This is a genomic window from Aporhodopirellula sallentina SM41 (assembly GCF_000346505.1).
Lineage (GTDB): Bacteria > Planctomycetota > Planctomycetia > Pirellulales > Pirellulaceae > Rhodopirellula > Rhodopirellula sallentina.
Genome location: NZ_ANOH01000449.1, coordinates 1 through 23,804 on the forward strand (window position 1 = coordinate 1; position 23,804 = coordinate 23,804).

The 23,804-nt window shown below is 57.6% G+C and carries 16 protein-coding genes; 4 read left to right on the top strand and 12 right to left on the bottom strand.

The window, feature by feature from the left end; genetic code table 11:
* A partial coding sequence (locus RSSM_RS29420) for an ECF-type sigma factor (RefSeq protein ID WP_044303974.1) occupies positions 1-563 on the top strand: 563 nt, incomplete at its 5' end.
* A gap of 95 nt (positions 564-658) precedes the next feature.
* On the opposite strand, the gene RSSM_RS29425 is transcribed toward RSSM_RS29420, so the two are convergent.
* The 4 genes from RSSM_RS29425 to RSSM_RS29440 form a co-directional block, all read right to left on the bottom strand.
* Positions 659-2,791, bottom strand: coding sequence for an efflux RND transporter periplasmic adaptor subunit (locus RSSM_RS29425; RefSeq protein ID WP_008688477.1), 2,133 nt, complete (start codon positions 2,789-2,791; stop codon positions 659-661).
* A complete protein-coding gene (locus RSSM_RS29430) occupies positions 2,788-3,825 on the bottom strand; it encodes an HlyD family secretion protein (protein ID WP_008688479.1) in 1,038 nt (345 codons plus the stop codon). Before RSSM_RS29430 ends, RSSM_RS29425 begins: the two co-directional genes overlap by 4 nt.
* Positions 3,822-6,059 (bottom strand): HlyD family efflux transporter periplasmic adaptor subunit, encoded by a 2,238-nt coding sequence (locus tag RSSM_RS29435; RefSeq protein WP_008688481.1) that lies wholly within the window; start codon positions 6,057-6,059, stop codon positions 3,822-3,824. The genes RSSM_RS29430 and RSSM_RS29435 overlap by 4 nt, the downstream gene beginning before the upstream one ends.
* Before the next feature lie 81 nt (positions 6,060-6,140).
* Positions 6,141-7,391, bottom strand: a complete 1,251-nt coding sequence (locus RSSM_RS29440) for a gluzincin family metallopeptidase (protein ID WP_008688484.1) — start codon at positions 7,389-7,391, stop codon at positions 6,141-6,143.
* Between the two features lie 510 nt (positions 7,392-7,901).
* On the opposite strand from RSSM_RS29440, the gene RSSM_RS29445 reads away from it, so the two are divergent.
* Positions 7,902-8,534 carry a zinc-ribbon domain-containing protein gene (locus RSSM_RS29445; RefSeq protein WP_044303976.1) on the top strand — a complete coding sequence of 211 codons (633 nt, stop codon included), beginning with the start codon at positions 7,902-7,904 and terminating at the stop codon, positions 8,532-8,534.
* Here the strand turns inward: RSSM_RS29445 and RSSM_RS29450 are convergent.
* The 6 genes from RSSM_RS29450 to RSSM_RS29475 form a co-directional block, all read right to left on the bottom strand.
* Positions 8,515-11,295, bottom strand: a complete 2,781-nt coding sequence (locus RSSM_RS29450) for a YfhO family protein (RefSeq protein WP_236621475.1) — start codon at positions 11,293-11,295, stop codon at positions 8,515-8,517. The two genes, RSSM_RS29445 and RSSM_RS29450, sit on opposite strands and share 20 nt — an antisense overlap.
* Positions 11,296-12,519 carry a TIGR00266 family protein gene (locus tag RSSM_RS32815; RefSeq protein ID WP_008688488.1) on the bottom strand — a complete coding sequence of 408 codons (1,224 nt, stop codon included), beginning with the start codon at positions 12,517-12,519 and terminating at the stop codon, positions 11,296-11,298. It lies immediately after the preceding gene.
* Positions 12,520-12,542: 23 nt separating this feature from the next.
* On the bottom strand, positions 12,543-13,226 hold the full coding sequence (locus RSSM_RS29460; RefSeq protein ID WP_044303977.1) for a TIGR00266 family protein: 684 nt from the start codon (positions 13,224-13,226) through the stop codon (positions 12,543-12,545).
* A gap of 102 nt (positions 13,227-13,328) precedes the next feature.
* Entirely contained in the window at positions 13,329-13,985 is a 657-nt protein-coding gene (locus RSSM_RS29465) for a TIGR00266 family protein (protein ID WP_044303978.1), read from the bottom strand.
* Between the two features lie 23 nt (positions 13,986-14,008).
* Entirely contained in the window at positions 14,009-15,166 is a 1,158-nt protein-coding gene (locus RSSM_RS29470; RefSeq protein ID WP_008688494.1) for a M48 family metallopeptidase, read from the bottom strand.
* 320 nt (positions 15,167-15,486) lie between these two features.
* Complete coding sequence (locus RSSM_RS29475) at positions 15,487-17,793, bottom strand: FAD-dependent oxidoreductase (protein ID WP_044303986.1); 2,307 nt, start codon at positions 17,791-17,793, stop codon at positions 15,487-15,489.
* 377 nt (positions 17,794-18,170) lie between these two features.
* Here RSSM_RS29475 and RSSM_RS29480 point away from each other — a divergent pair, with 377 nt between their 5' ends.
* Together RSSM_RS29480 and RSSM_RS29485 are read left to right on the top strand one after the other, a co-directional pair.
* A complete protein-coding gene (locus RSSM_RS29480; protein WP_008688499.1) occupies positions 18,171-18,551 on the top strand; it encodes an HPF/RaiA family ribosome-associated protein in 381 nt (126 codons plus the stop codon).
* Positions 18,552-18,594: 43 nt separating this feature from the next.
* On the top strand, positions 18,595-19,497 hold the full coding sequence (locus RSSM_RS29485; RefSeq protein WP_236621476.1) for a histone deacetylase family protein: 903 nt from the start codon (positions 18,595-18,597) through the stop codon (positions 19,495-19,497).
* A gap of 4 nt (positions 19,498-19,501) precedes the next feature.
* Here the strand turns inward: RSSM_RS29485 and purN are convergent, their stop codons facing one another.
* Positions 19,502-20,095 carry a phosphoribosylglycinamide formyltransferase gene (gene purN, locus RSSM_RS29490; protein ID WP_044303979.1) on the bottom strand — a complete coding sequence of 198 codons (594 nt, stop codon included), beginning with the start codon at positions 20,093-20,095 and terminating at the stop codon, positions 19,502-19,504.
* The gene (gene ileS / locus RSSM_RS29495) at positions 20,095-23,706 is read right to left on the bottom strand and encodes an isoleucine--tRNA ligase (protein WP_008688505.1); all 3,612 of its coding nucleotides are present in this window, start codon (positions 23,704-23,706) and stop codon (positions 20,095-20,097) included. The genes purN and ileS overlap by 1 nt, the downstream gene beginning before the upstream one ends.
* Positions 23,707-23,804: the final 98 nt, after the last annotated feature.

Consider the following 23,804-nt stretch of genomic DNA (forward strand, 5'->3'; position numbering starts at 1 on the left):
ACCCTCGAACCCAGCAAGAAATCTGGGACGCGTATTTCGCGAGACTCGTCGCCATGACCCGCAACAAATTACGGGGATCACGTCGCCGCGAATTCGATGAAGAAGACATCGCGATCAGTTCTTTCAACAGCCTGTTCCGCGCAATCGAAGAAGACCGCGTGACTCAGTTGGACGATCCGTCCGACCTGTGGAAACTGCTCGCGGTGATCTCGGCGAGAAAAATTTCAGCACAGTATCGCCGCCAAGCCGCAGCCAAACGCGGCAGCGGACGGGTGCGAGGCGAATCGGTTTTCATCGGTGCCGACGACACGGTGAAGCCAGGACTCGAACAAGTCCTCGGCAGCGAACCGTCACCGGAGATGGCATTGAAAGCCGCCGAGTCGATTGAAGAACTTATGGAACGACTGCCAGACCCGAACCTTCGCCGGATCGCGTGGTTAAAATTCGAGGGCTACTCGAATCAGGAAATTTCCCAAACGATGAACTGCGTCGAGCGAACGATCTCGCGAAAGATCGAGCGCATCCGCTGCCTCTGGACTCATCACGTGGAAGCCTCCGCCTAAACCGCGCCGACCGGCTGGACACGTTGTCGTTTGCGTGGCCCTTTATTGACTCGTTCCTGCAAGTTGCAGGTCGTCTCGCGGCGTTCCCTCGCCGGCTAGACTCCCATCAGGTCACAAACGGCTTGCCAGATATCACGCCATCCTGGACGCGGTGAAAGATGCACGACCGTGTCGCACCGCAAACCTTCTAAACGCGGAATCGACTCAATCGGAACATCAAACGAGTTTGGAAGATCACAAACCGCCTGATAGTTCTGTTGATCAATGACATCGCTATTGGCATTCGCCGAGTCGGCGTTCTCAGACATGTTGTTGGCATGGAGAGGTGACACCGCCGACACGGTTGATCGAAACACCTTCGCGTGTTGCCCGGGTACCCGAAATCGCACGTCGCATCCCACATGCACGTCATGCTGATCGGACGCATCCATGGCGAGACACAGTTGCATCCGATCGGAACTCGCAACCCGGCACCACGTGATTCGGTCACTGGCGGCATGCCCCACCGCGGGGAACAACTCCATCGGATTTCGGTGAGCGTTTTCTTGCGCCATAGCCAAATCTTCGGACGGCAACACAACACCATCGACCGGTGAAACCACTTCGAGGCTGCGTTGCCGTTTCGCCAACTCATCCTGTTTGGCCGAAACGGAATTCCTCGCCGCATCCAACACGTCCCAGTGCAGCTCCGGTGCAGCGGAAGGTTGTCCAAGTTGACGACTGCTCGGGGACATTGATGCAGACGAAACACGTCTCGATTGCAACGACGCGAGTCTCGCCACACGCGAGCGATGTTCGAGCACACGGGCTTGTCCGCTCGTCGCGATCACTTCCAATGCCAATTCTGTGTCAGCCACGCGAGCCAGAACCTGCCCCGATCGAACGCGGGCTCCAACCTCTGCGTTTACTGCAGTGACCGTTCCGCTAGGAGGGAGGTAGACATTGTGCGTGTCTCGACAACGCAGGACTCCTTCGACGTGGCGGTAGCGTGGCAGTGGGACGCACAATCCGGCAATCAATAAGGCGATCATTGCGAGCAACAACCCTCGGCGTCGAACTTTGGAAACGGCCGCCCACGCCCCTTTTCCGCTCCACACAGAATAGCCTCCTGTCACCTTTTTCCAAACGATCCGCATCGCCGAAAACGCCAAAAGCGTTGCCGCCAAACGCCATGCACCCCAACGGTCAGCCAAACTCAGCAGCATCGCGGCGATCGCGAGGGTCAGAACAACACGATACAACGCCGCGGCGACGTGATACCCCAGCAACGCCCACACGCGAACGCCGAGTCGGTACCACCGTGATACCGGTTCGACCAAGACTCGATGCCAAGCCCGACGGGCTTCAGCCCGCAGGTTCGTGCTGTCGACCAAATCGCTTAGAATGAAATACCCGTCATACCGCATCAACGGATTGGCATTGAACAGGATCGTGCTCACACCACACACCAACACAATGTTCATCGCCGCCAATTGCACTTCGGTCGATCCGGACAAAATCCATGCCCAAATGGCGAGCACACACAACACGCCCTCGGCCATGATACCGGCCGCCATCACCGCCGCTCGCCGCATCGCGTTGGGTTGCCGCCACACTTCGGTGACGTCGACATACGGACACGGCATCAAACACAACACCCAAATCCCCGCAACGCCACACCGAGATCCCAAACGCCGACAGGCGATCGCATGCCCCAGTTCATGTATCGCTTTTGTGACGACAAAAATCGCCCCCACCGTCAACGGCCGGAGCGACTGCAGGTAGGCCGACAGCGTCGGAATCGATCCACTCCAACTGTCCCATCGCACGGCTATCATGATCATCCCGACCATCGCAGCGGTGATCCAAAACAAAACGGCCTTGAGAGAGAATACGAGGTCACTCCACCGAACCAACCGTCGAGCGACCGGGTCGATCGAAGCAATCGGTACCCGTATCGACAACAACGAGAAGGCCGCGTTGAGTCGTGTCGCGGATCGACTCTCGGTCCATCCTGCCTCGGCTGCTTGTTGCCACAACCACGAGTTGTCTTTTGACGTAGCAGGTTCTTCGCTACGCCGATCACCCGACAATGCATTCGGAGTGGTTCGGTTTTGTTCGCGCAGTCCCTGCCAAACTGCTTTTTTGATCCGCGCAAACCGTCCGCCAATGTCATCGACGACCACCAAATCGCGGTCGCCTGACAACGGCGAGACATGCAGATCCCGACGAAGCGACGCCCCGCTCATCGTCCCAGTTCCGTGCCGGAACGTTGCTTTCGACGTGCGATATCGACCTCGGAACAGTGAATCTTCATCGTGACTTCCATTCCCGGTGCGAGCTGCCATCCGTCGGCAACATTTCCTTCACCTTGCTGCGGTATTCGATTGCCGACATGGCGTCGGTTTTGCACTTCCGCATGCAAACGAAAGCGGTTGCCCGGCAGTCGCGTCGGGTCCACCGAAATGACTTTGCCTTGCAATGTTTGTTCGGAAACAGAAGCCGCACTCGCGTTCAATGCCGAGCTCGACGAGCGGGCAACGGTGTTCGTTTCGGCAGACCAATGAACCGTCACCGGCAAACCAACGCACCGAGATGGATCGAGCCGATCGGCATCCACCAACGCATGCAGATGGAGAACTGCGGCATCAGCGATCGTCACCAAGGGTTCACCTTCATGAGCCCATTCGCCCAGTTCCCGATGAACGTTCAGCACGATTCCATCGATCGGGCTGACGAATTCGAGTTGTTTGAGTTCGTGATCGATCATCGCCAAGTCGGCCGCTCGGAGCTGCATATCGATCTCGTCTTGCCGTCGTTTTTTCTGGGCACGGGCCAACTCCAACTCAGCTCTCTCGACAGCCAACTTCATTCTCCGAAGTTGATTTCGCGCCACCGCACCACTCACACGGTCACTCGCGGCTTGCCCGTCATCGAGTTCCGCCTGTGCTTCGGCCAAGGCCGTTTCTGCGTATTGGATCTCGACATAATCATTCAACATCAACCGCGCCGACTCGTATCGGAGCGACGCCGCACGCCGACGGATTACCAACGCGGTATCGTCGAGTTTTGCGATCACCTGATCGCGTCCAATCCACTCGTTTAGTCGGGCATTGAGTTCAGCAACCGGTCCGCTTTGCCGGGCGGGCACGTCCACTTTCCCCGCGAACTCAACAACAACATCTCGAACCACGACCGTATCGTCTGCCCCGATACTGTTCGCAGGAAAAACAGCGGGAACCATCGTGGCGGTCACGATTACAAGCGACATCCATGCCTTCATAGGTAGACTCCCACGCGAGTTTGCACCCAATTGATAACGTCTTCGAAGAGAAACCATCCGAGCGAAGTCTGGCCGCACCGGATCGCAACGCGGGCGGGTGTCTCCGTCAACGGTTGATCGCCCAATTTCGGCGCCGCATCCAACGTCAGACGCAAAACAACACCCGGCGTTCCGTCTACCGGATCAGCCACGACTGGTCCGAACCGATGCGGTGTTGCCGATTGCGAACGTCCCGGTGCCCAACGCGTCGAAACATCTGCGGTGAGGCAACTCGCTTCCATCGCTCCGTCGACTCGAGCGACACGACGCTGGGGAATGGTCGCATCGACCACCCACGTTGTGTCTTCGGCGATCACGTTGAGAATCGCATCACCGCGTTGCAGCGGTCTGCCCGCGAGACGCTCCCGCAGACGCCATGCATCCACTCGGCCGTCACGTCGCGCACGGAGGACCAACTCGGCTTCACTTTTTGCAATCAGATCGAGTTGTTGGTCGATCGCCGCGATCTCTTCGATAATCTCCTGGTCGCTTTGCAGTTCGACCGAACCGCTCGTCATGTTCCCAGACGACACCAATGCATGATTGAGTTGATCGCGACGCTGGATCAAAACGGCCCGACGTCCGAGCAACGTCGTCTTGCGTTCGGTCAAGTCGCGTGAAACCAATGTCGCGAGCAAATCGCCTGCCGAGACAGTCTGACCGTGGATCACATGGAGCGTCTCAACCGTCGCGTTCGTCGACGCGTGATAAGTGTCCAATTCCAACGGCCGAATCAAACCGGTGGCGGGAACCAACGAAGGGATCGGCAAACAAAGCAACAACGTTGTCGTAAGCGCGATCGCGACAATCAATCCCAAACGTCGCCGCGCCGCCGAATAGATTGCTTTCGCCCGCCCGTGCTTCGCCTGCGAGTCCTGCAGTGCAACCGTCGACTCGTCATCCTCTGCCGAAAGTCGGCTCCACCATCGCCCAAACGGGATTGCTTCAACCCGGTAAGCAGCCATCCATGCTCGATGCCCGCCAACCAACAACCGTTCGATCACCATACGGATGTCCGTAGGCAATTCCGATTCCTGTCGCGACGTGTTGATCGGATCAAAAAGGACCAAACGCCATTTTGAATCGAGTCGATCTGTCACCACCCATCGCGGCGTGACGGCGGATCGGTTGGCTTGCTGTTCGTCCGCAGCGGACGCCTCTCGCCGATCACCACCACGTCGCCGATCACCACCACGTCGCCGGTCACCACCCCGTCGCCGATCGGTTTTCAACGAGGCATACGCCAGCGTGCCGCGTCGATTCAGTGCAACCCCGACGGCCGCGCGGATTTCGTCGGCTGACTCGCTGTGTTGATTGATGCGATCGACATAACTAACCGCAACAATTTGGGGACGTCCTCGATCAACTCGGCACAAGGCAACGCGTGGAAAACCCGTCAGTCGTGCCACAGTGTCCACCCATGCGGACTCAATCGCGCGCGTCGAGGTCAACCGTCCGAGTCGCTCGCTCGCGTTGTGACACTCCTGAAGAACCTTCATCTGCCTCGACAGTGATCGGAGTCGATCCGCCCTGAGGTACTCGCCCGCGAGGTCACCCATCTGTGCTAGAAAACGCAGCGACCCACGTTGGCTCGCGGGGCTTCCTCCCGGTTCGAGGAACACCTCGATCAACAGGTCAGGAAGCGTTGCCGACGGGTCTGCCAAGACAGGCACGATCGCCGCCGGGTTCTCCGCCGGGTTGGCAGGGACGTTCGGGTCCGACGCACCGGGCGTGGCTGGAACAACCACCGGCGCGTTCTGCCCCGCGATCTCGAGCAACAATCGATCATGCACCGCCATCGCGGTATCGTCGAATTGCAAATCGGTTATTGTGCCGAGACGATGTTCGACGCAGTAGGAATGCACCGCGGGTTGATCGTCCGCAGGGTGTGGCGTTTCATCGTCGACCGCTCGCCAAACAACAACCCCATGGGCGGCCATCGCACGCATAACGCGATCCGCGAGAAACCGCAGGTATTGTTCACGGCCGTCTTGACTTCTACGTGCAGCGGCAACCTCGCGAACGATCTGCGAAATTTCTTGCCGGGCCTGGTCCAAACCACCTTTGCTCGGTTGATTTGGCCCGATTGCAGGAGATCGACCGATACCGGACGGCGCACCAGTCGATGCACCGGAGGATGCTTCCGACATCCCCGGCGTGAAGAGAAACGGTTCGCTGGCGACGGTCGTCGTCACGAAACAACCATGTTCCGAATGAGTGCGAAACGAGTGAGAGGACTACCCGGCACGATTCCTACCGAGCAGTCTGGGTGGATGCTAGTGCCAACGCGAAGACGATTGCCCGCGTTGTCCCATTCGAGAATCCAACACGGCGGGATTCGAAGACATCGAACCGGATGTCTCGGCTTGAGGCGTCGCGGCTGAGTAGCGTCCGCTCGCGAGGACCGACGGTGGTGCCCACGTTGGCGTGCTGGCACGCTGGGTCGACGACGCTCCGTTGGTGTTGATTGTGCTTGCCGCAACGCGATCGCCAGGAGGTAGATTTTCGATCTCGGTTTGCGGACTGCTCATGCGGTCAGTTTCCGGTTCGGCGAGTCCCGCAGCACGTCGGTGATACCAACCGCTTCCGGAATCCGATTCGCTGATTCGACCACGATCATTCGCGGCGACCAGATTACGCTTCAAACCGTTTGCCCGGTTTGGCGGCGTTGCAGCGGCGAGAGATGTCGCCGGTGCAGGGCGTGCCGGTGTTGCCGACGCGGCGTCGCGGGTCTGTCCTCGTGATGCAACCGATGCCTCCGGACCGGTGCCCCGACGCGGTGTTGCTTTGACGAATTGAGCGACCGGACCACTGCCCGCCTCGACCCATGACAACCAGTACTCCTGCAACTCAGCCAACGAGTCGTACCCGTAGTGTTTCTGCACGTTCGCTGTCCACGACCGACTCTGCATGTAATCTTCGAGGAAAGCGATAAACGTTTTCGGTCCCTGCTGCGCGATCAAGAACTGACACACCGAGTAACCCTGGGCGTACATCGGCAGAACGTCCGCAGGATATTCCGTCAATAGGAACAGACGATTCATTGCGATCCCACGTCGCGACGAGAGAAATTCACGCAGCTTCGCTTCATGTTTGGTCCGTTCTGACTCGTGCTCGACCGTGGTGCAAATCCCTTCGTCCGCCCAACGTGGCAGGGGGCGGCCAAAATAGGTTGCCAGAACCGTGTGGGTGACTTCGTGTGGCAACACACTGTCCAAAATCCGCTCGGGTGTTCCGATGACTTCCATTTGAAAGTCACGCACAGGTGCGGGGTTGTAGGTCGTCACTCCCTGAGCGGCGAGGTTCGGCCCTGCCACCACGCGAACCGGACATGGCGCCGGCCATGGCGGCAATTTGGAACCGGTCCAATAAGTAGCGAGTTCGTCGCGGTAGCGTTCCGCGGCGTCACCGACAGATTTCGCGAGCTGCGGCGTCGGTGCTTCGACGATAAAGTTCCGTGTGCGAAAGTTCGCAGCGTGAAGATCAGTGTTCGTTGAAACGACGCTCACGGCCGCGAGGCAAACCACCCCGACCAGGCGAGAAAGACATCGCGTCGAGTAGACCCCGGAGCTTCGCCCCGGAATTACCCCCGACTCAACAGGGGCGCAGACCGAGAGGGTGCGTTGGGCGTTGGCATCCATGCCTTTTGACTCCATCGAAGCGTTCGTCGTCGACCGGTGAATCGTTCACCATAGGCGTCGAGCGGGAAGTCTAGGCAAAAGAGCCGCGCCGCCGATACCCGGAAAATACACCGAGTTTTCATAGTGAAACTCGTGGCAAATCGGTCAAACGGATGCTTCCGACGCGGAAAACAACCCAGCAAAAACCTAAACCGATGGCCCGCCCCCCCACTCATGGCGGGATTATTTTGGCCTCCGGTATCGCTCGATCTTCCGTGAAACTCGTTTGATGCTTTGTCGGAAAGTTTTCCCGGTGGCTTTCCGCGTACAATTAGCCAATGCCGAGCAAACCTCTAGGAAACGTCACACGCGGCGCGGCCCCACCGAACTGATCCATCCCCGAGACCAACCGGAATCATGATTCTTATTGGCACCATGAATTTGACGCGTACTCGCGAGAGGGGCGAATTTTATTGCCCGACGTGCGGTGCCACGCGGTCGTACAGGCTACGAGCGAGACGCCCGTTCCTGACGCTCTATTTCATCCCCACGGTTCCCATCGGCGCCGCCGAAATGTTTATCCAGTGCGACGACTGCCGATCGAGTTGGGACGAATCCGTCCTCGAAATGGACCAAGCGGCCCACCAACTGGTCCAGGAGGAGAAGTTCCGCGACGAAGCGATACGCTCAGCGGTCCTGATAGCGTTGGTCGACGACAACGTCAGCGAACCGGAAATTCAATCACTACTCGAACTCTCCGACGTCCTTTTCGACCGTCCCATCGATCGTGAAGAACTCGGCCGGCTTTGCTCGATCGCTCGCCAAGCAGGCATCCAGGCGAACAACTACGTGCTGACGGTCTCAAAGCGATGGACAATGCAGCAGCGCCTGCTCGCACTGCAAGGAATGTTCTTGGCGGCAACGGCCACTGCAGACGATGTGAGCCCGGAGAAACTCAAGATGCTGCATTCGATGCGTGACCTACTCGAGTTGACCGATCAAGAATTCGAAATCGCGATCGACGACGCACTCAACTACGACATCGCCTAATCGCAAAACCTCCGGCAACGATCCAACTCGCAAACGCAATCAACAACGTCGGGGTGTACCACCACGGATCGTACTCAAACGAAACTCTCCATCGCCCCGCCGGACAGACGAACCCTTGAGAGAGTAAATCAACCGAGACGATCTCTCGTTCAATGACGTCACCCTCACTCGAAGGAGACGTTAACCGAACCCGCCAATTCCCATCTTGGTAAACGCGCCGCGACAGAAAGACAGGCTCGCCAGTCCCCACCACCATGCCTCCCATCGGAGTCCCCGACACGATGGTCCGGCGAGACGTCTGGTTCGCGTCATTTTTATCGAGTAATGCCTGCACCCTTTTGGCATCGCCGGGTGACACAAACGCAGGTGTCTGGTCCGAAGAACTTAGAAACGCCCCCAGCACTTGCTGCCACGCCGCCTCGCGGTCAGATTCCAACGTCGCAACCTCCGCGTGAATTTGCAGGTCCGCCCAATGCACCGGCGCGTCCGTGCCTCGGTTTGCAAAACGCTCGACCGCGACTTCCGGCACCGCGTCACCGCCGAACCGCATCACGGTTTCCCCAACACCGTCACCCATGCGGAGGTAACCCGACACACCTAGCAACTGGCACCACGCTCGCCAGCGTTCAGTCGCGGACACGGAGGTATCGTTCTCGAACGCCTTCGCGGCTAACCAGAACTCCGTCATCTCGCGGGTGCCGATCGACACCATGTTGTTGACCACTGCATGCCGGTTTTCGAGATGCCAACGGCCGAACCAGGCACGCCGCAGTCCGGCTTCCACGGTCCCCATTCGGTTGACGTTCGATGTTTCCTTCCAACTCTGGGGAAAACCTCCCTCCTTGTGAACTCGCATCCATCGAGAAGTCTCCTGGGGATCATCCGCCAACAGCGGCGCCGCCTGAATCACGTTCCTTTCAAACGTCCGGTCAATCGTTGGAACGAGCCCATGATGAGCGATGACCAAATCGATCGCGACCAACGCTACCATCGCCTGCGCACTTGCCCAACGTTTTCGCAGTGCGAAAGAAATGATGATCAACATCGACAGATGCACAACCGTAAAGAGCAGCCCGTCACAAGCACCGGCAACGTCAAACGGCCCCCAAAAAGGATCAGCCAACGAACTTGTACGAAAACGGCGCAGCATCGTCGCCACGCCCACACCGCCGATCGCCAGCACTCCGATCGGGACCAAACCGGACAGGATGCTGCGAGTCAACGCTCCCCGCGATCGCGATCCCCAATCCCCTTGAGCAAACTCATCGCGGACTAACTTTTGACATCGCAGTACCAATCGATACCGCCGGACCTCAGTTGCCGTGATTAATGCCGCGGCGAGTGCGGCGAAAGGCAACCACTTCGCAGGATAACGCAGGCTGTCATACCCAGGAACAAACTCGTGCAAAAACCAAAACGGCCCGCCCCATTGCCCAGACACCTCTTTCCCTAGTACGGATATCCACCCGTCAGACGTCCCGCCCGAAAAACCGAGCGTCGCAAGACCACCGTCAACGACAGCCAACAACGACCGTAGCCAATACCCAGGCCCGTACGCCCCAAACGCGCAGCAGATGCCAATCAGGAACACGAGGTACCATGATGACATGCCTGAGCCAGGCCGCCGGTATCGCCGTCGCGATCGTGACCGGGCCCACCTCGCCAACACCAAAACGGGAAAGAATACTCCGCAGTAAAGCGTCGGTGTCCAAAGCGCCGTCTCCGGTCGAGAAACTCCACCATCGAAAACCATCCGATCCCACCGGGTGTTGATCGCCCATGGTGATCCATAAAGGTTCGGCATCATGAACTCGGCTGTTCGCCACGGCGGTACGGAAAACGCATACGCCTGTTCTTCGATTTTTGATGCTCTATCGCTACCGTCACTCCGCACACGATCACTTCGAGATGACCACGCAAACGAGGCTGCCAACTGCGGCATCGACAAGAGAGCGGCCACGACGCATGCCGCCATAACTCTCGTCAGACGCCATCCGGTGTTCGCAATCCGTTGACGATTGCCGCCCGATTGATCACGTCGTTGCCAAAGACTGAGCAGGGTGCGAAGAACAAGCACCGCGACGACTACCACTACCGCATGAAACACTGTCGGTGGATCTCCGCCGAGTATCACTAACGCCATCGCCACCGCTGGCAACCAAACGGATCGCGGCTTCCGCGTGAGCAACGGTGTCACGATCAACGGCAACCAAGACGCGCCGACCAAGAAGGGTGGGTTCGTTGCCGAAAACAAAACAATCCCGGACAGCGAATAGACCAACCCGGCGACACACGCGGACCACGCATCAGATCGGATACAACGGGCCGCGTAGTACGCTGTCAGCGACGCAATGATCAGATGCAGCACCACATACACCGCCATGGCTGTTTTGGCAGACCAATGCGGCGTGTAAACCAGAATCCTCAGCGGATAGAAAACGGCCGTGGTGGTTTCGCCGGCGAGAGGCATCCCTGTTTGATCGAGCGGATTCCAAATCGCTCCGCCAAACACGCCCCATGTCTGCTCGTGGGAAAGGTCTGCCACCCACTGATACAACGGTGTGTAGAAATAACCAACGTCACGAAAGGCGAGTCGGTCGCGTCCAGACAACACCCCCGCAAACATCAGCAACAAGCAAACCGGGGCAACCCACGGCGCAATGGCACCCGATGAAATTGGCCGCGCATCCGAGAACAACGCAGGCGGGGCGACTCGCGATCGATCATCCGCAGCCTTCTTGGCCGACCGTCGTCGATTCATCTAGTTGCTTTTGGTCGGCCGGAACGCGTTCACCCAGGACAGGAACGATTTAACTTGGCGAGTTTGAATCCACACTCGTCCGGTTCCCGAAAACTGACAAACCAAACCTTCGCCGCCAAAGAAAAACGACTTGATCTTCCCGGCTGCTCGCAATCCCGGCAGCACCGTGACCCGATATTGCAATGTCTCTTCGAACGCAACGATGTACCCGGTGTCGACCATGAACCCTTCGTTCACATCGATCGGGATAATCGCGCCGTACGAATTGAAAAAGATGTCTCCGGTGCCGCTCGCTTTGAGCAGCACGAGACCTTCACCGCTGAAGAATCCTTTTGCCCCCTGCCATTTCCCGGACACGTCCACGCCTTCACTGTTAAACATGTACGCGCCGCGCTGCAGATAAAGTGTGTTCCCATTGAGCCGGTGATAGGCGACATCACCGGCTGCACCGCCTGCGAACATGACTTCACCCGGACCATCCTGCGCGGTGAAGGTGTTGATGATCAGGCTCTCGCCACCGAGCAACCGGCCAAACGTTTTCCCAAGGCCCCCTTTCAATCCGGCTTCGAGATGCATCGTCGGTGTCATCGATACCATCGCGGAGGGTTCAGCGTAGACCTTGCCTCCCTGCGGTAGGTTGATTTTAACGATTGAGAAATCAGGTCGCTGGCTGATCTCGTACTTCATATGACCCGTCGTGCCACGGAGTGTTTCACCGACACCAGACGCCGCAGCCGTTCCAGGTGACGGTGTCTTGGCCGGCGAGATCGGCATTGCCGTCGCGGGAGCGTCAAATCCCGCATCGAATCCAGGATCGGCAAATGCCTGTACCGACGGTGTTACGGGCTCCGCGACGGGAATGTCGTCGAACGGGTCCGCGGAAACGGGAATGGCCTCGACGATCGGCACGGCTTCGGCGGTCGGGATCGCTTCCGCTGTTTCGATCGGTGTCGCTTCCACGGGTGCAGGATCGACAGTTACAGGATCGACGGTGGGGACCTGCGGGGCGGGCATGGTGGACCGATTCGACTCGCCCGCTGGGGCTGGCTTTGTGCGTTTCGGATTCGGTTTCGCTGGCTGCGATGCGCCGGCGTGATCCGATGGAGCGACCGGCGGCCTGATCACCAACACGGCGCCGCACTTCTTACACTTCGCTTTCTTTCCAGCAAACTTGTCAGCCAACCGGTAGCGTTTTTGGCAATTAGGACATGCGATTTCAATCATGACTGTTGATCCGGCCAGCGGCTTTAACGGGCTTTCAGTTTAGGTCCGAGCAATTGTCCGAAACTCGGCGGGTTATGACTCTGGCAATACAGTTTTCCTTGCCCGCTGAACTTGCAGACCAAACCTTCGCCACCGAGAACACTGCCGATGAGACTCGAACCGGCTTTCCCGATTTTGAAGTTCAGCGTGTCTTCGAACGCAACGATATGGCCGGTGTCGACGACATACTCACCATTCACATCGACCGGGTAGATGGATCCGAAACTGTTGAGAAACAGATCTCCCTGTCCGCTGCATTTCACCCAAAACATTCCCTCTCCGCTGAACAACGCCTTGCCGAGCCCTTGCCAAGTGGCATCGATCTCGATTCCGATCGCCGATGCCAGCCAACTCGATCCCTGAACAATCAACGTGCCACCGGTCATCGGATAATGCATGATGTCGCCGAGCAAACCGGGACCGATCCACAACGTTTGGTTGGGTGCGGTCGAGGTGAAGTGATTGAGAAAAAAGTTCTCACCCGAAAACATACGTTTGAGCCCTTTTGTAATCCCTCCTCCGCCGCCTCGACTTCGCGACGTCGTCTCAACGGTAAAACCGCTGGACATTGCGATCATGGCCCCGACTTCGCAGGTGACCGATTCCCCGGCTTGCAAAGTCAATTTGGCAATCGACATAGCCGGCTGTGCGAGAAGTTGATGATGCATGGGCGTTCGACGGAGCAACAGAAAGCGGGAAGATTAAAAGAGGGCCAATTCAACTGATGAATTCGATCACCGACAAAATCGGAGCGGACCTCATCGAGCGGGTTAGTACAAATGAGCGTTCGTCCACGCGGCCAATCCGTCAAACGACCGCGACTGCATGTAGATTCGTCCCGGACCGTTGACCCGCGTCACGAATCCTTCACCGCTGAAGAAGCTAGAAAAGATCCCTCCGGCCAATGCGATTTGCACACCAACGGTTGGCTCGTACGCGACCAGGTGTCCCGAATCAACGATGTATTCGCTGTCGATTTCACGTTGGAAGATCCCGCCGTAGGCACCGAACCAAACGCGTCCTTTCCCGCTGACTTTGAGCCGAAACAATCCTTCCCGGGCGACGAACATTTTCCACCCGGCCCAACCGAGCCCCAGTTTGACGCCCGGTTCACAAGCGATGAAGGCGCCCGGTTGCAGGAACATGGAATTCCCGTTGAGTTCGAGGCACTGGATGTCGCCGGGAAACGGCTGCGTCAACACGATCTCACCTCCGGTCTGGGTGGAAAACGTGTTAACGAACATCGACTCGCCGCCGAACAACCGCTTGAGCACGCCGTTGACAAAACCGCCGCTCCACTGGGTTTTCATTTCAATCGACGAACTCATGCTCGCCATCGCATCGGCCTCGGCGACGATCTCGTCACCGGGCTCCAACCTTACCCGGATGTTCGCAAAGGAAGGTCTATCACGAATCTCTGTTTGCATCACTGCACCCTGTTTGGATCCCGTTAGTTTTTTTCCGGCACATCGCTGTTGTCGATGCTCGTGTCGATATTTTTGTCGATGCGTTTCCGAACCTCGCCCCAATCGATATCGATTGGTCGATACTGCACTGGCGGCAACCCGGCTAATTGAGCTCGTACGCTCGCTATTCTAGATGCATGATCGGGGTGCGTGCTGATCCAAGCAAAAATTCCTGGGACGTCGCCCTCTTCTTCCTCGAGGTGCTCAAAAAAGTCCGCCATTGCTGATGGATCAATCTCCGCCGCATGCAGCATCCGGACGCCCTCGGCATCCGCTTCGTTCTCATGCGTCCTAGAGTAACTGTTCACCGACGCCACCTGCATCAAATCAACAGCCGCACCGGTCAATCCGCTGACGTCGCCCACCAACAACGATATCCCGGCCCAAATCCCGAGTGATTGCCCGATCCGTTGGATCCCATGTCGCAGTGTCGCGTGAGCCATTTCGTGTGACAACACTCCCGCGATTTGTTCAGGACTGGACGCGTTTTGAATCAGTCCAGTGTAAACCACCATGTTGCCCCCGGGCAGTGCGAACGCATTGATCTGCGCAGACTCGACAACATGCACCCGAAAGTCGATGCCCTCGACCGCGGCGGCGGGAGCAATCCGATCGACGATCGACTGCATGGCCCCAACAACAACATCATCACGCACCTTCGGGCCCCCGAGGTCCATGCTCTCCATGGCGGCGTCACCGATCTGAGCATCGATACTGACGGGCAGCGCGAGTACGGCGGATCGTGCACCAAAACGGATTCCAAAATACCCAGCGACGATGAACAGCAAGATCGCGGTCAAGCAGATCGTGCCAAAGAGAAATGCTCGTCGTGATTCGCCACGTCGCTTCTTATGTCCGATCGCTAATTGATCGTCGAGCGTGCCTGCGGCGGCGAGCGACAATGCCTTTGGGAATTTTGGAGCGTCGCAAAAGATCGTCAGGCTCCGATCCGCATTGCGGCAGAACACCATGCGGCCGTTGTACCCACCCATCTCAACCTGACAGTCGCGATAGGGAATCACAAACGTTTCGCCATCGGGAGTTCGTGCTCCAATGCCGGCGGGCAACAACTCAACGTCCGCTCCTGCCCGGCCTCCTTCGAGAGTCTCGCTGAATACGCCGCCTAAAAATGTTTGGTCCATGGTTCACTCGCCGTTGCGGCATCGGGTTGCGTTGGCATCGCGACTGTTGAAAACGCAGAACCGTCTTTTTACCACTTTCGGAGTGGTCCGTTTGCGGTGACGAAGCATTTTTCGGTCGCCCCGCGTTCAGACAAACGTGTGATTGGATGTCGATCGGAACGGCGGATCGATTGTCACAACGGTCCGGACTCTTCTCGGTTCGATTGCCCCAGACACGGCTTTCCAAGACGGTGGTTCGGAGACGATAGCTCGCGAGGCAATCGCAAACGCCCCACCGCCGTGACGCAGCAAATCGATAAATCACATCTCCACCGCGTTTGTTATTCCAAACGCTCCCAACCGATCGCATCAATATGAACGATCCCGCCGGCGTTTTCCGTTGAAAACACGACACCGATGGTCTTGTTTTCCGGCAGGTCAAACTCACCCGCGTTGATCGCACCGGATTCCTCCGTCACCCTTTGATCGATTCGCAGCTGTGCGATCGCTTTACCAGCAACCTCAACAGTGACCGGTACCGTGCCGCCTCGGTTGGAATGCGGTTGATTGTAGAGTTGCAACCGATAGCGTCCCGCTTCCTTCATCTTCGTCTCAAACCTCGCCGAAGCATCCGAATTCGGAGACGCATAACGGTAAGACCATCCGACATACCCACGCAGCCCACCGCCTTCTTTCCATCGTCCAATGCGGATCGCCTCGCGATCGTCAATCACCAAACCGGGCAGGTCGCTAGGCTTGCGTCCCGACATCGGACCGATCGAACTGGCTTCCTCCATCGCGTCGTCTGGAACTACAATTTCATCGGACGGCGAACTTCGATGTGCCTTACCCGGCAAACGCAATAATTCCAACAACTCGTCGAGGTGGGCTTCGTAAATATCACGCGGCGTACAGTCATGTAACGTACAGAGCGACGCCGCCTTGCCGACCACCTCGCCCATCATCCCACACGTCTTCATAACGCGGACCGTCCCGAGGGCTTCATGAGTCACGCTGATGCAGCGTCCGGCCATGAAAAGGTTGTCAACATTGCGGCTGTAAAAGCAACGATACGGAACCGGGTATCCGTACGAACGATCGACACGACGATCATGGACCGCATGGCTGATGAATGGGTTCTTCGGATACTTTTGGGCATATTGCTTTTTGGGGTAGTGAAGATCGATCGACCAAGTGCTCGGCACACAACCGTCCGGAAAATCTCGTTTGGCAACAACGTCTTCCTGCGTCAGGACCACGTCGCCCATCAACCGCCGACTTTCGCGAGGACCACCCACGTATGCCACCCACGTCAACTCCGCGTTGGCGTGATCAGACGCTCCGTCACGGTTCTTCATGGCATTGAACGCGCCATAGACGGCTCGCAAATTCCAATCCCGGATCGCCTCCGCGTTGTTAATCGGATCGAGATCAAAACCGCTCTCCCAAAACCACTGCCCATGGTGGTCCCGCGGATACGGAAAGTCGGCCATTTTCAAATCGAGTGCCCAGGGTGTTTCAGGAAACGAGGTCGCCGTGTCGGCTTCGTCCCATCGCCACATATTGCTCATGCCCATCCGCCCCTTAGGCGTCATCTCCGTTTCGGCACCGGCCCATTCGCCGATCCAACCATGTCCAGTGCAGTCAACGAATCGGTCGCCGGTGACTCGCAGATCTTCGCCCGTTTGTGTGTTCAAGACTCGGACGGCGTCCATGTGTCTCGTATGCGGGTGCACTGTCGCGGCAGCGTTCGATTCACCGCCGTGCGCACCGGCGGTGTCGCGCGCCTCGACACCATAGGCAAAGTGATGCAGCATCAAATCGATATTCGACTCCGCCAGGACGATCGCTTCTTTCTTGTCGTCGCCAAACTCTTCGTAGGTCCCCGGCGACTTGGAGGCGTGGTCACAGAATTCCTCAATGATCTCGCCGATCCGCGGGAACTTGCCACGACGGATGTTTCCCATCGCCCACACTCTCACCTCGCTCGATCCGTTGCCGCCGAGCACTCCTCGGTCTTGGATCAGTGCCACACGACAACCCATCCTCGCCGCCGAAAGTGCCGCCCCCATTCCCGAGTATCCACCACCCACGACCACGAGATCATAGGGCCCTTTGACCACCGGTTCGGCGGGCAAGCCGAGCCGCTCACGTCGCCAAGGTGACAAGACATCATTCACGTTCGGCGGAGGCGTTTGATTCGCGACATCCGACGTCAGAAACAGGCAGTCGCACCGACCGTCGAATCCAGTCAAATCATGCAGCCGAATTTCATGCTCGCCTTCGCTGAGCCGGACAACTCCGCCGTCTTGCCAATCCCAAACCGGCGACTCGGTACCGAACGTTGGCTGCAACGCAGCGCCGTCAAACAACACCTGAAACTGCCCCGGCGATGCGGCCGCGCCCCAACGTGCAACCCAATCGAGCGTTCGGACCCAAACTCGATACTCTCGATCCTTCGCAACGGAGATTGTCGTGCGAGCATCCTCCACAGGACGCCCGAGCCCGTGCGCGAGTAGATAGGGTGACCCCATTTGCTCGATGAACTGAGTGTCGAGTTGCCATCCGCCTCGATCGGTAAAGCTTTCTGTCTCCACTAAAATCTCATCCGGAACCTCCTCCGCATGCACGCTCGCCCCAGCCGACATTACCGAAGCCGATACAATCGCCAACAAAGGAGGAATCGTTCGCAAAATGCCGTGGGCGGACGCGACATACGGGCGCAGAACATTCAAAAACAAAGGCATGATTTCAACCAAGGCAGGTGGGAGGAATAGGTTGATAGGAGGGGTGGGAGGGATCCGAAATGACCGGTGCGTCGCACAGTGGGCCAAACTGGCACACTTTCAAAATGAAGCCGCACAGGGCGCGTTCGGGTCGTAACGATTACGTGCGGATTGTAACGGCCGACACGACGGTTATTTAATCTACCCGAAGACGGCCACTGCGGTGTGCGGTTTGCACTATACTTCAATAGTGTGCGGCGCGTTGCCGGCACCATCATCACCCTCTCAAGGCTGACCAAATGCAGATTCAAACTCACACCGACAACCACATCCAAGGCGACGAGACCCTCCATGCACATGTGCAGGAATCGGTCGAACACGCGTTAGGTCGTTATGAGGACCGGATTACACGAGTCGAGGTGTTTTTAGCTGAAGAGCATTCGCGGGACAAACATGTTGGACACAACGAAGACAATGACAAACGATGTGTGATGGAGGTGCGATTACGAGGGCTCAAACCGATGTCGGTGCGGCATCACGACACCACCGTCAAAGATGCCTTTGAGGGAGCAGCGAACAAACTGCTGCACTTGGTCGAGAAGACCATCGGGCGACTCGAGCATCGCCATGAACCGGCGATGATTAACGCCGAAACGGCCGACGCCGAACCGTTGGCATAGCAGCCGACTTTCGATGACGTTGCTTTATTACGATCCGGTATTCATGGAACATCAAACGGGCGATCATCCAGAGAGCCCGCGTCGATTGCTGCCGGTCGTACGTCATCTCCACTTCCTGGGACTGGACGTCACCTGTCGACGTCCGTCCTGGGAACCGGCAACCCGAGAGCAGTTGGCTCTCGCTCACTCCGCTGAACACATCGACTACGTTCAGCAGTTTGCCGCCTCCGGTGGCGGATGGATTGATCCGGACACTCGGCTTTCTCACCGTTCCTTCGAGGTCGCTATCCTCGGCGCCGGGGCGGCCTGCAATGCCGCCGACCGCCTGATCGCCGGTGAGGACCTAACCGCGTTTTGCCTGCTTCGCCCACCGGGGCACCATGCCACCGAAGACCAAGCGATGGGGTTTTGCTTGTTCAACAACGCCGCCGTCGCGGCGCGGCATGCACAACGATCTCCCGGCATCGACCGAGTCATGATCGTCGATTTTGACGTTCACCACGGCAACGGGACACAAGACATTTTCTATGACGATGCCTCCGTCGCGTACTTCTCAATGCACCGCGACCATTTCTATCCACACACCGGGGCGGCAGGTGAAACCGGCACCCGGTCCGCGATCGGTACGACCAAGAACCTTCCGGTCGCGATGGGCACACCTCGCTCTGAACAGGTCGCCCAATTTGAACGCGAAGTCTCCCTGTTCGCAGACTCCTTTGAACCAGACCTCGTGATCGCGAGCGCCGGATTTGACGCTCACATCGACGACCCGGTGGGCTCACTCGGTCTACACACGGAAGACTTCGAGACGTTTGCAAAGATACTCATGCGAGTCGCCAACGAACATTGCGACGGACGTCTACTGAGTGTTCTCGAAGGGGGATACAACCCCGATGCCCTTTCCGATTGCGTGACCCTTTATCTGGAAACTCTGCTCGCGGGCTAACGCGTCAGGCCTTCACGGGTAACATCCGGATCGCCTCCGGAAGAGCGAGACATTCCTCTTCAAACACTCTCGCGGCGAGCGTATCGGGTGTGTCGCCGTCGAGCACCGGGCAAGACCGCTGATGCAGGATCGGCCCGTTGTCGTACTCGTTATCGACAAAGTGAACCGTGCACCCAGTGACACGCACACCTCGTGCGAGCACGGCTTCGTGAACGTAATGCCCATACATTCCTTGGCCACCAAAGGCAGGCAAGAGCGATGGGTGAATATTCAGCACACGGTTTTCGAACGCGTCGGGTATCAGAACGTGTTTGAGAAAACCCGCCATCACGACATACTCGATCCCTCGCTCCGCCATCGGTGCGAACATTGCCGCGCTGTAACCGTTCGCGTCGGGGTAGTCGCGTTCGCGAATAACCATCGTTTCGATGCCAGCGTCGCGAGCGATGTCCACACCTCGAACGTCACGGCGACTGCTGATCACCAAACGGATATCGATCGGCAAGTCATGTTCGTCCCGGTGACGGATCAGATTGGCGAGCGTTCGGCCGCTGCCACTGAGAAACACCGCGATCGGCAAAGGCGCTGTTTCAGGCATCAGCCGCTCACCTTTGCAACGTACAATTCACCACACTCGATGCTGGTCGGGTCGATGTTCGGCAACGCCTCAAGAACCAACCGATCCGCGAGGGTTTCTTCGCAGATCATGTTTTGGTGCATCTCAATCGCCTTTTGAGTTTCGGCGTCATCGGTCGTGATGCCGATCTCGATCCGATCCGTATACTCGCAGTTGATTGATTTCCGTTGACTTTGGATCGCTCGGATCAAATCCTTCGCAATTCCTTCGCGACGCAGTTCGTCGGTAACTTCCGTGTTGAGCACCACAACGCAGGACGGTCCCTGAGCCGCCGCCCAACCTTCTCGCGCCTTCAGCCTTACCTCAATATCTTCACTGTCGAGTTCGAGGGAACTGCCGTCAGGCATCGTCAAAGCGACCTTCCCTTCGGTCTGCAACTGACCGAGCAATTGATTCCCGTCCGCCTCGCCGAGCAATTTCTTGACCGCCGGAATTTGTTTCCCGACTTTCGGGCCGAGACGTTTGAAGTTCGGAACAACGCTGTACTGAACGTACTCGCCACCATCAGTGGTGTACTCGACGGATTTGACGTTCAGTTCCTCACGCACCAACGAATCATGCGACTGCAACCACGCGATCTGCGAATCGTCGGTCAGGATCACCTCCACCGCGGAGAGCGGCAAACGGACTTTCATTTTGGCATCCGCACGAGCCGAACGTCCGAGCGAAGCGATCTCGCGCAGTACCTTCATCGACTCGGACAAACTCGCGTCGATGCGTGAAGAGTCCGCAACCGGGTAGTCGCACAAATGCACGCTATCGAGCACGCGATCCCCGAACGGACGCGTCAATTCTTGCCACAGTTTTTCCGAAAGGAATGGCACGAACGGCGCGATCACCTTGGTCAACTGCAGGAGCGTCTCGTACAACGTCCAGTAGGCGTCGTGTTTGTCCTGCGACTGAGCGTCTTTCGCCCAGTAGCGATCGCGACTACGTCGGACATACCAATTGCTCAGACCGTCCAACAACGACGTGATCGCCTGGCATGCGTTGTAGTTGTCCAGGTCGTCCATTCGCTGCACGATGGTTTCGATCGCGACATTCGTTTCCGAAACGATCCAACGATCGATTTCGCTTCGTTCGGCAATCGGCCGATAAGTCGGCGCCGATGCGAGGCTCTCGGGTGACAGTTGCTCATCCGCCTCAGACGCGGTCGTTGGGTCAAACCCATCAATCTCCGCGTAGATCGTGAAGAAACTGAACGTGTTCCACAAACGCAGCAAAAACTCGGGAATCGAATCACGGATTGCTCCATCGGCGTAGATGATCGAATTCCACGGAGCTTGATTGGCGAAGAAGTACCAACGCATCGCGTCAGCACCGTAGCGGTCAAAGATCTCCGAAGGACTACGGTAGTTCCGCAGTTGTTTGGACATCTTGCCGGTCTTCTTCGTGAACGAAACGCCAGGATGTTCGGCTGTTTCCTCTTCCGTCAACGCGATGATTTTCGAACCGCTCTCTTTGGACGTCGCTTCATACCACTGCGACAGCATCAAGCCCAGAACGATGCAGTTTCGGTATGGGTGCGGGTACGATTGATCCGCAGCGGTCTTCAACGCCGATTCGCCGACTTTCGCGTCGGTCTCCGATGCAGCGTCCGACGCATCCACGCTCGCCCCTTCGCCGAACAACATCGTGCTGATCGCGAGTTGGCTGTAGAACCATCCGCGGGTTTGGTCAATCGCTTCACTGATGAAATCAGCCGGGAACTGTTCGGCAAACCGATCGTCGTTCTGATGCGGCCATCCCCACTGAGCGAACGGCATCGCGCCGCTGTCGTACCAACAATCGATCACTTCCGAGACACGCTTCATCCGCGCACCGGACTCGAATGGTGATTCGTATGTCACCGCGTCGATGTAAGGCTTGTGGACACGGAGATCGTCCGCGAGTTCGGGGTTCGCCTTCTTCGCTTCATCCCAAACATCGGTCCCTTCCACGCCGGGTTTAGCAAGCAACTCGTCATAAGAAGCAACCGCCTCCATCCGCCCGGTCGACTGGCAAACCCAGATCGGCAGCGGCGTGCCCCAATAGCGTTCTCGCGACAGCGCCCAGTCAACGTTGCTGTCGAGGAAGTTGCCGAACCGTCCGTCGCGGATGTGTTCCGGCTGCCAACCAATTTGAGAGTTGTTCTTCAACATCAAATCACGGAACTTCGTCGTCCGGATAAACCAACTCTCGCGAGGATACTGGATCAACGGATCATCATCGGCACGCCAGCAGAACGGATAATCGTGCAGGTACTGTTCCTGATGCAACAACCGACCGTTGTCACGCAGTTGACGCGTGAGAGTCTTGTCCGTCGACTTCACCCACTCGCCCTTGAGCGAAGGAAACTCGTCAGTGAACTTCCCGTCCGGTCCGACCGCACACAGCAAGTCGGGCCGATCGGTCTCGACAAATCGATCACGTTCTTCAACGAGGACCTCATAATCGACCTCGCCGAACGCGGGTGCCAAGTGGACCAAACCACTTCCGGACTCAGTCGTCACAAAATCAGCCGCAACGACTCGCCAGTAAAGATATTCCTGTTCCCCTGTCTTCAATTTTCCTTGGGGATCCGACAATCGTTCTCGATAGTCGGCGAACGGTGGTTCGTAGCGTTGGCCAACCAGCGATGCACCGGAGACGGTTTCGATGACCTTTAGTTCTCGCTTGATCTTTCCCGCGAGGGTTTCCACTAAAGCGGATGCGAGCACCAGTTGCTCGCCGCTTTCACTATCTTCGACAACGGAATACTCCAAATCGGATTTCACCGCCGCGTACATGTTGCTCGGCAACGTCCACGGAGTCGTCGTCCAGACCACGAGCGAACGTTTGGGCGCTGCCGCATCATCCGTGACCAAAGGGAACAGAACATAAACACTCGGGTCCGCGACCTCGCGGTATCCCTGGCCGACTTCGCCGGCCGACAACGCTGTTCCACCTTGCGCCCACCACCAAACGATCTTGTGTCCTTGATACAGCAAACCACGATCGAAGAGGTTCTTTAGACTCCACCAAACGCTCTCGACGTACGACTGATGGTAGGTCACGTATGCCTGTTTCAAATCGACCCAAAATCCGAGTCGCCGAGTTAGCGTTTCCCATTCGCGCATGTAGCGCCATACGCTCTGCTGGCACTTCTGGATAAACGGTTCGACCCCGTAGGCTTCGATTTCTTCCTTGCTGTGGATGCCGAGCTCCTTGCCGACCTCGACCTCAACCGGAAGACCGTGCGTGTCCCACCCCGCTTTCCGTTCACAGCGATAACCACGCATGGTTTTATATCGCGGAAAAACGTCTTTGATCGCGCGGGTCAGGCAGTGCCCCGGGTGCGGCATCCCGTTGGCGGTTGGTGGCCCTTCGAAGAACACGAACGTGGGCGCATCAGCCCGGCGTGCGAGCGACTTTTCGTAAATCTGCTGCTGGTCCCAAAACGAGAGCACTTCCTCTTCGAGTGAAGGAAACGAGGGACTCGCCGATACGGCCGCAAACGCACCACCCGTAATGGCTTTCACGGCAGTGCCGCTGTTGGCATCCGAAGGGGCGTTCGAGGCAGAGTTGGAATCGGGGGTGGGTTTCGCGGTCATCGAAAACCAAACCTTGAGGGAACCGGGGACGAAAGACTGCAGGACAGAAGACTCACACTTTAGGTTCTTTGAGCCATTTTCCCCAGCCCCGGTTCGCT

Excerpts from the sequence above, each read along its gene's own strand:
- RSSM_RS29425 (WP_008688477.1), bottom strand. The coding sequence starts at position 2,791 with ATGAGCGGGGCGTCGCTTCGTCGGGATCTGCATGTCTCGCCGTTGTCA.
- RSSM_RS29430 (WP_008688479.1), bottom strand. The coding sequence starts at position 3,825 with ATGAAGGCATGGATGTCGCTTGTAATCGTGACCGCCACGATGGTTCCC.
- RSSM_RS29445 (WP_044303976.1), top strand. The coding sequence starts at position 7,902 with ATGATTCTTATTGGCACCATGAATTTGACGCGTACTCGCGAGAGGGGC.
- RSSM_RS29450 (WP_236621475.1), bottom strand. The coding sequence starts at position 11,295 with ATGAATCGACGACGGTCGGCCAAGAAGGCTGCGGATGATCGATCGCGA.
- RSSM_RS32815 (WP_008688488.1), bottom strand. The coding sequence starts at position 12,519 with ATGATTGAAATCGCATGTCCTAATTGCCAAAAACGCTACCGGTTGGCT.
- RSSM_RS29460 (WP_044303977.1), bottom strand. The coding sequence starts at position 13,226 with ATGCATCATCAACTTCTCGCACAGCCGGCTATGTCGATTGCCAAATTG.
- RSSM_RS29465 (WP_044303978.1), bottom strand. The coding sequence starts at position 13,985 with ATGCAAACAGAGATTCGTGATAGACCTTCCTTTGCGAACATCCGGGTA.
- RSSM_RS29470 (WP_008688494.1), bottom strand. The coding sequence starts at position 15,166 with ATGGACCAAACATTTTTAGGCGGCGTATTCAGCGAGACTCTCGAAGGA.
- RSSM_RS29475 (WP_044303986.1), bottom strand. The coding sequence starts at position 17,793 with ATGTCGGCTGGGGCGAGCGTGCATGCGGAGGAGGTTCCGGATGAGATT.
- RSSM_RS29480 (WP_008688499.1), top strand. The coding sequence starts at position 18,171 with ATGCAGATTCAAACTCACACCGACAACCACATCCAAGGCGACGAGACC.
- RSSM_RS29485 (WP_236621476.1), top strand. The coding sequence starts at position 18,595 with ATGGAACATCAAACGGGCGATCATCCAGAGAGCCCGCGTCGATTGCTG.
- purN (WP_044303979.1), bottom strand. The coding sequence starts at position 20,095 with ATGCCTGAAACAGCGCCTTTGCCGATCGCGGTGTTTCTCAGTGGCAGC.
- ileS (WP_008688505.1), bottom strand. The coding sequence starts at position 23,706 with ATGACCGCGAAACCCACCCCCGATTCCAACTCTGCCTCGAACGCCCCT.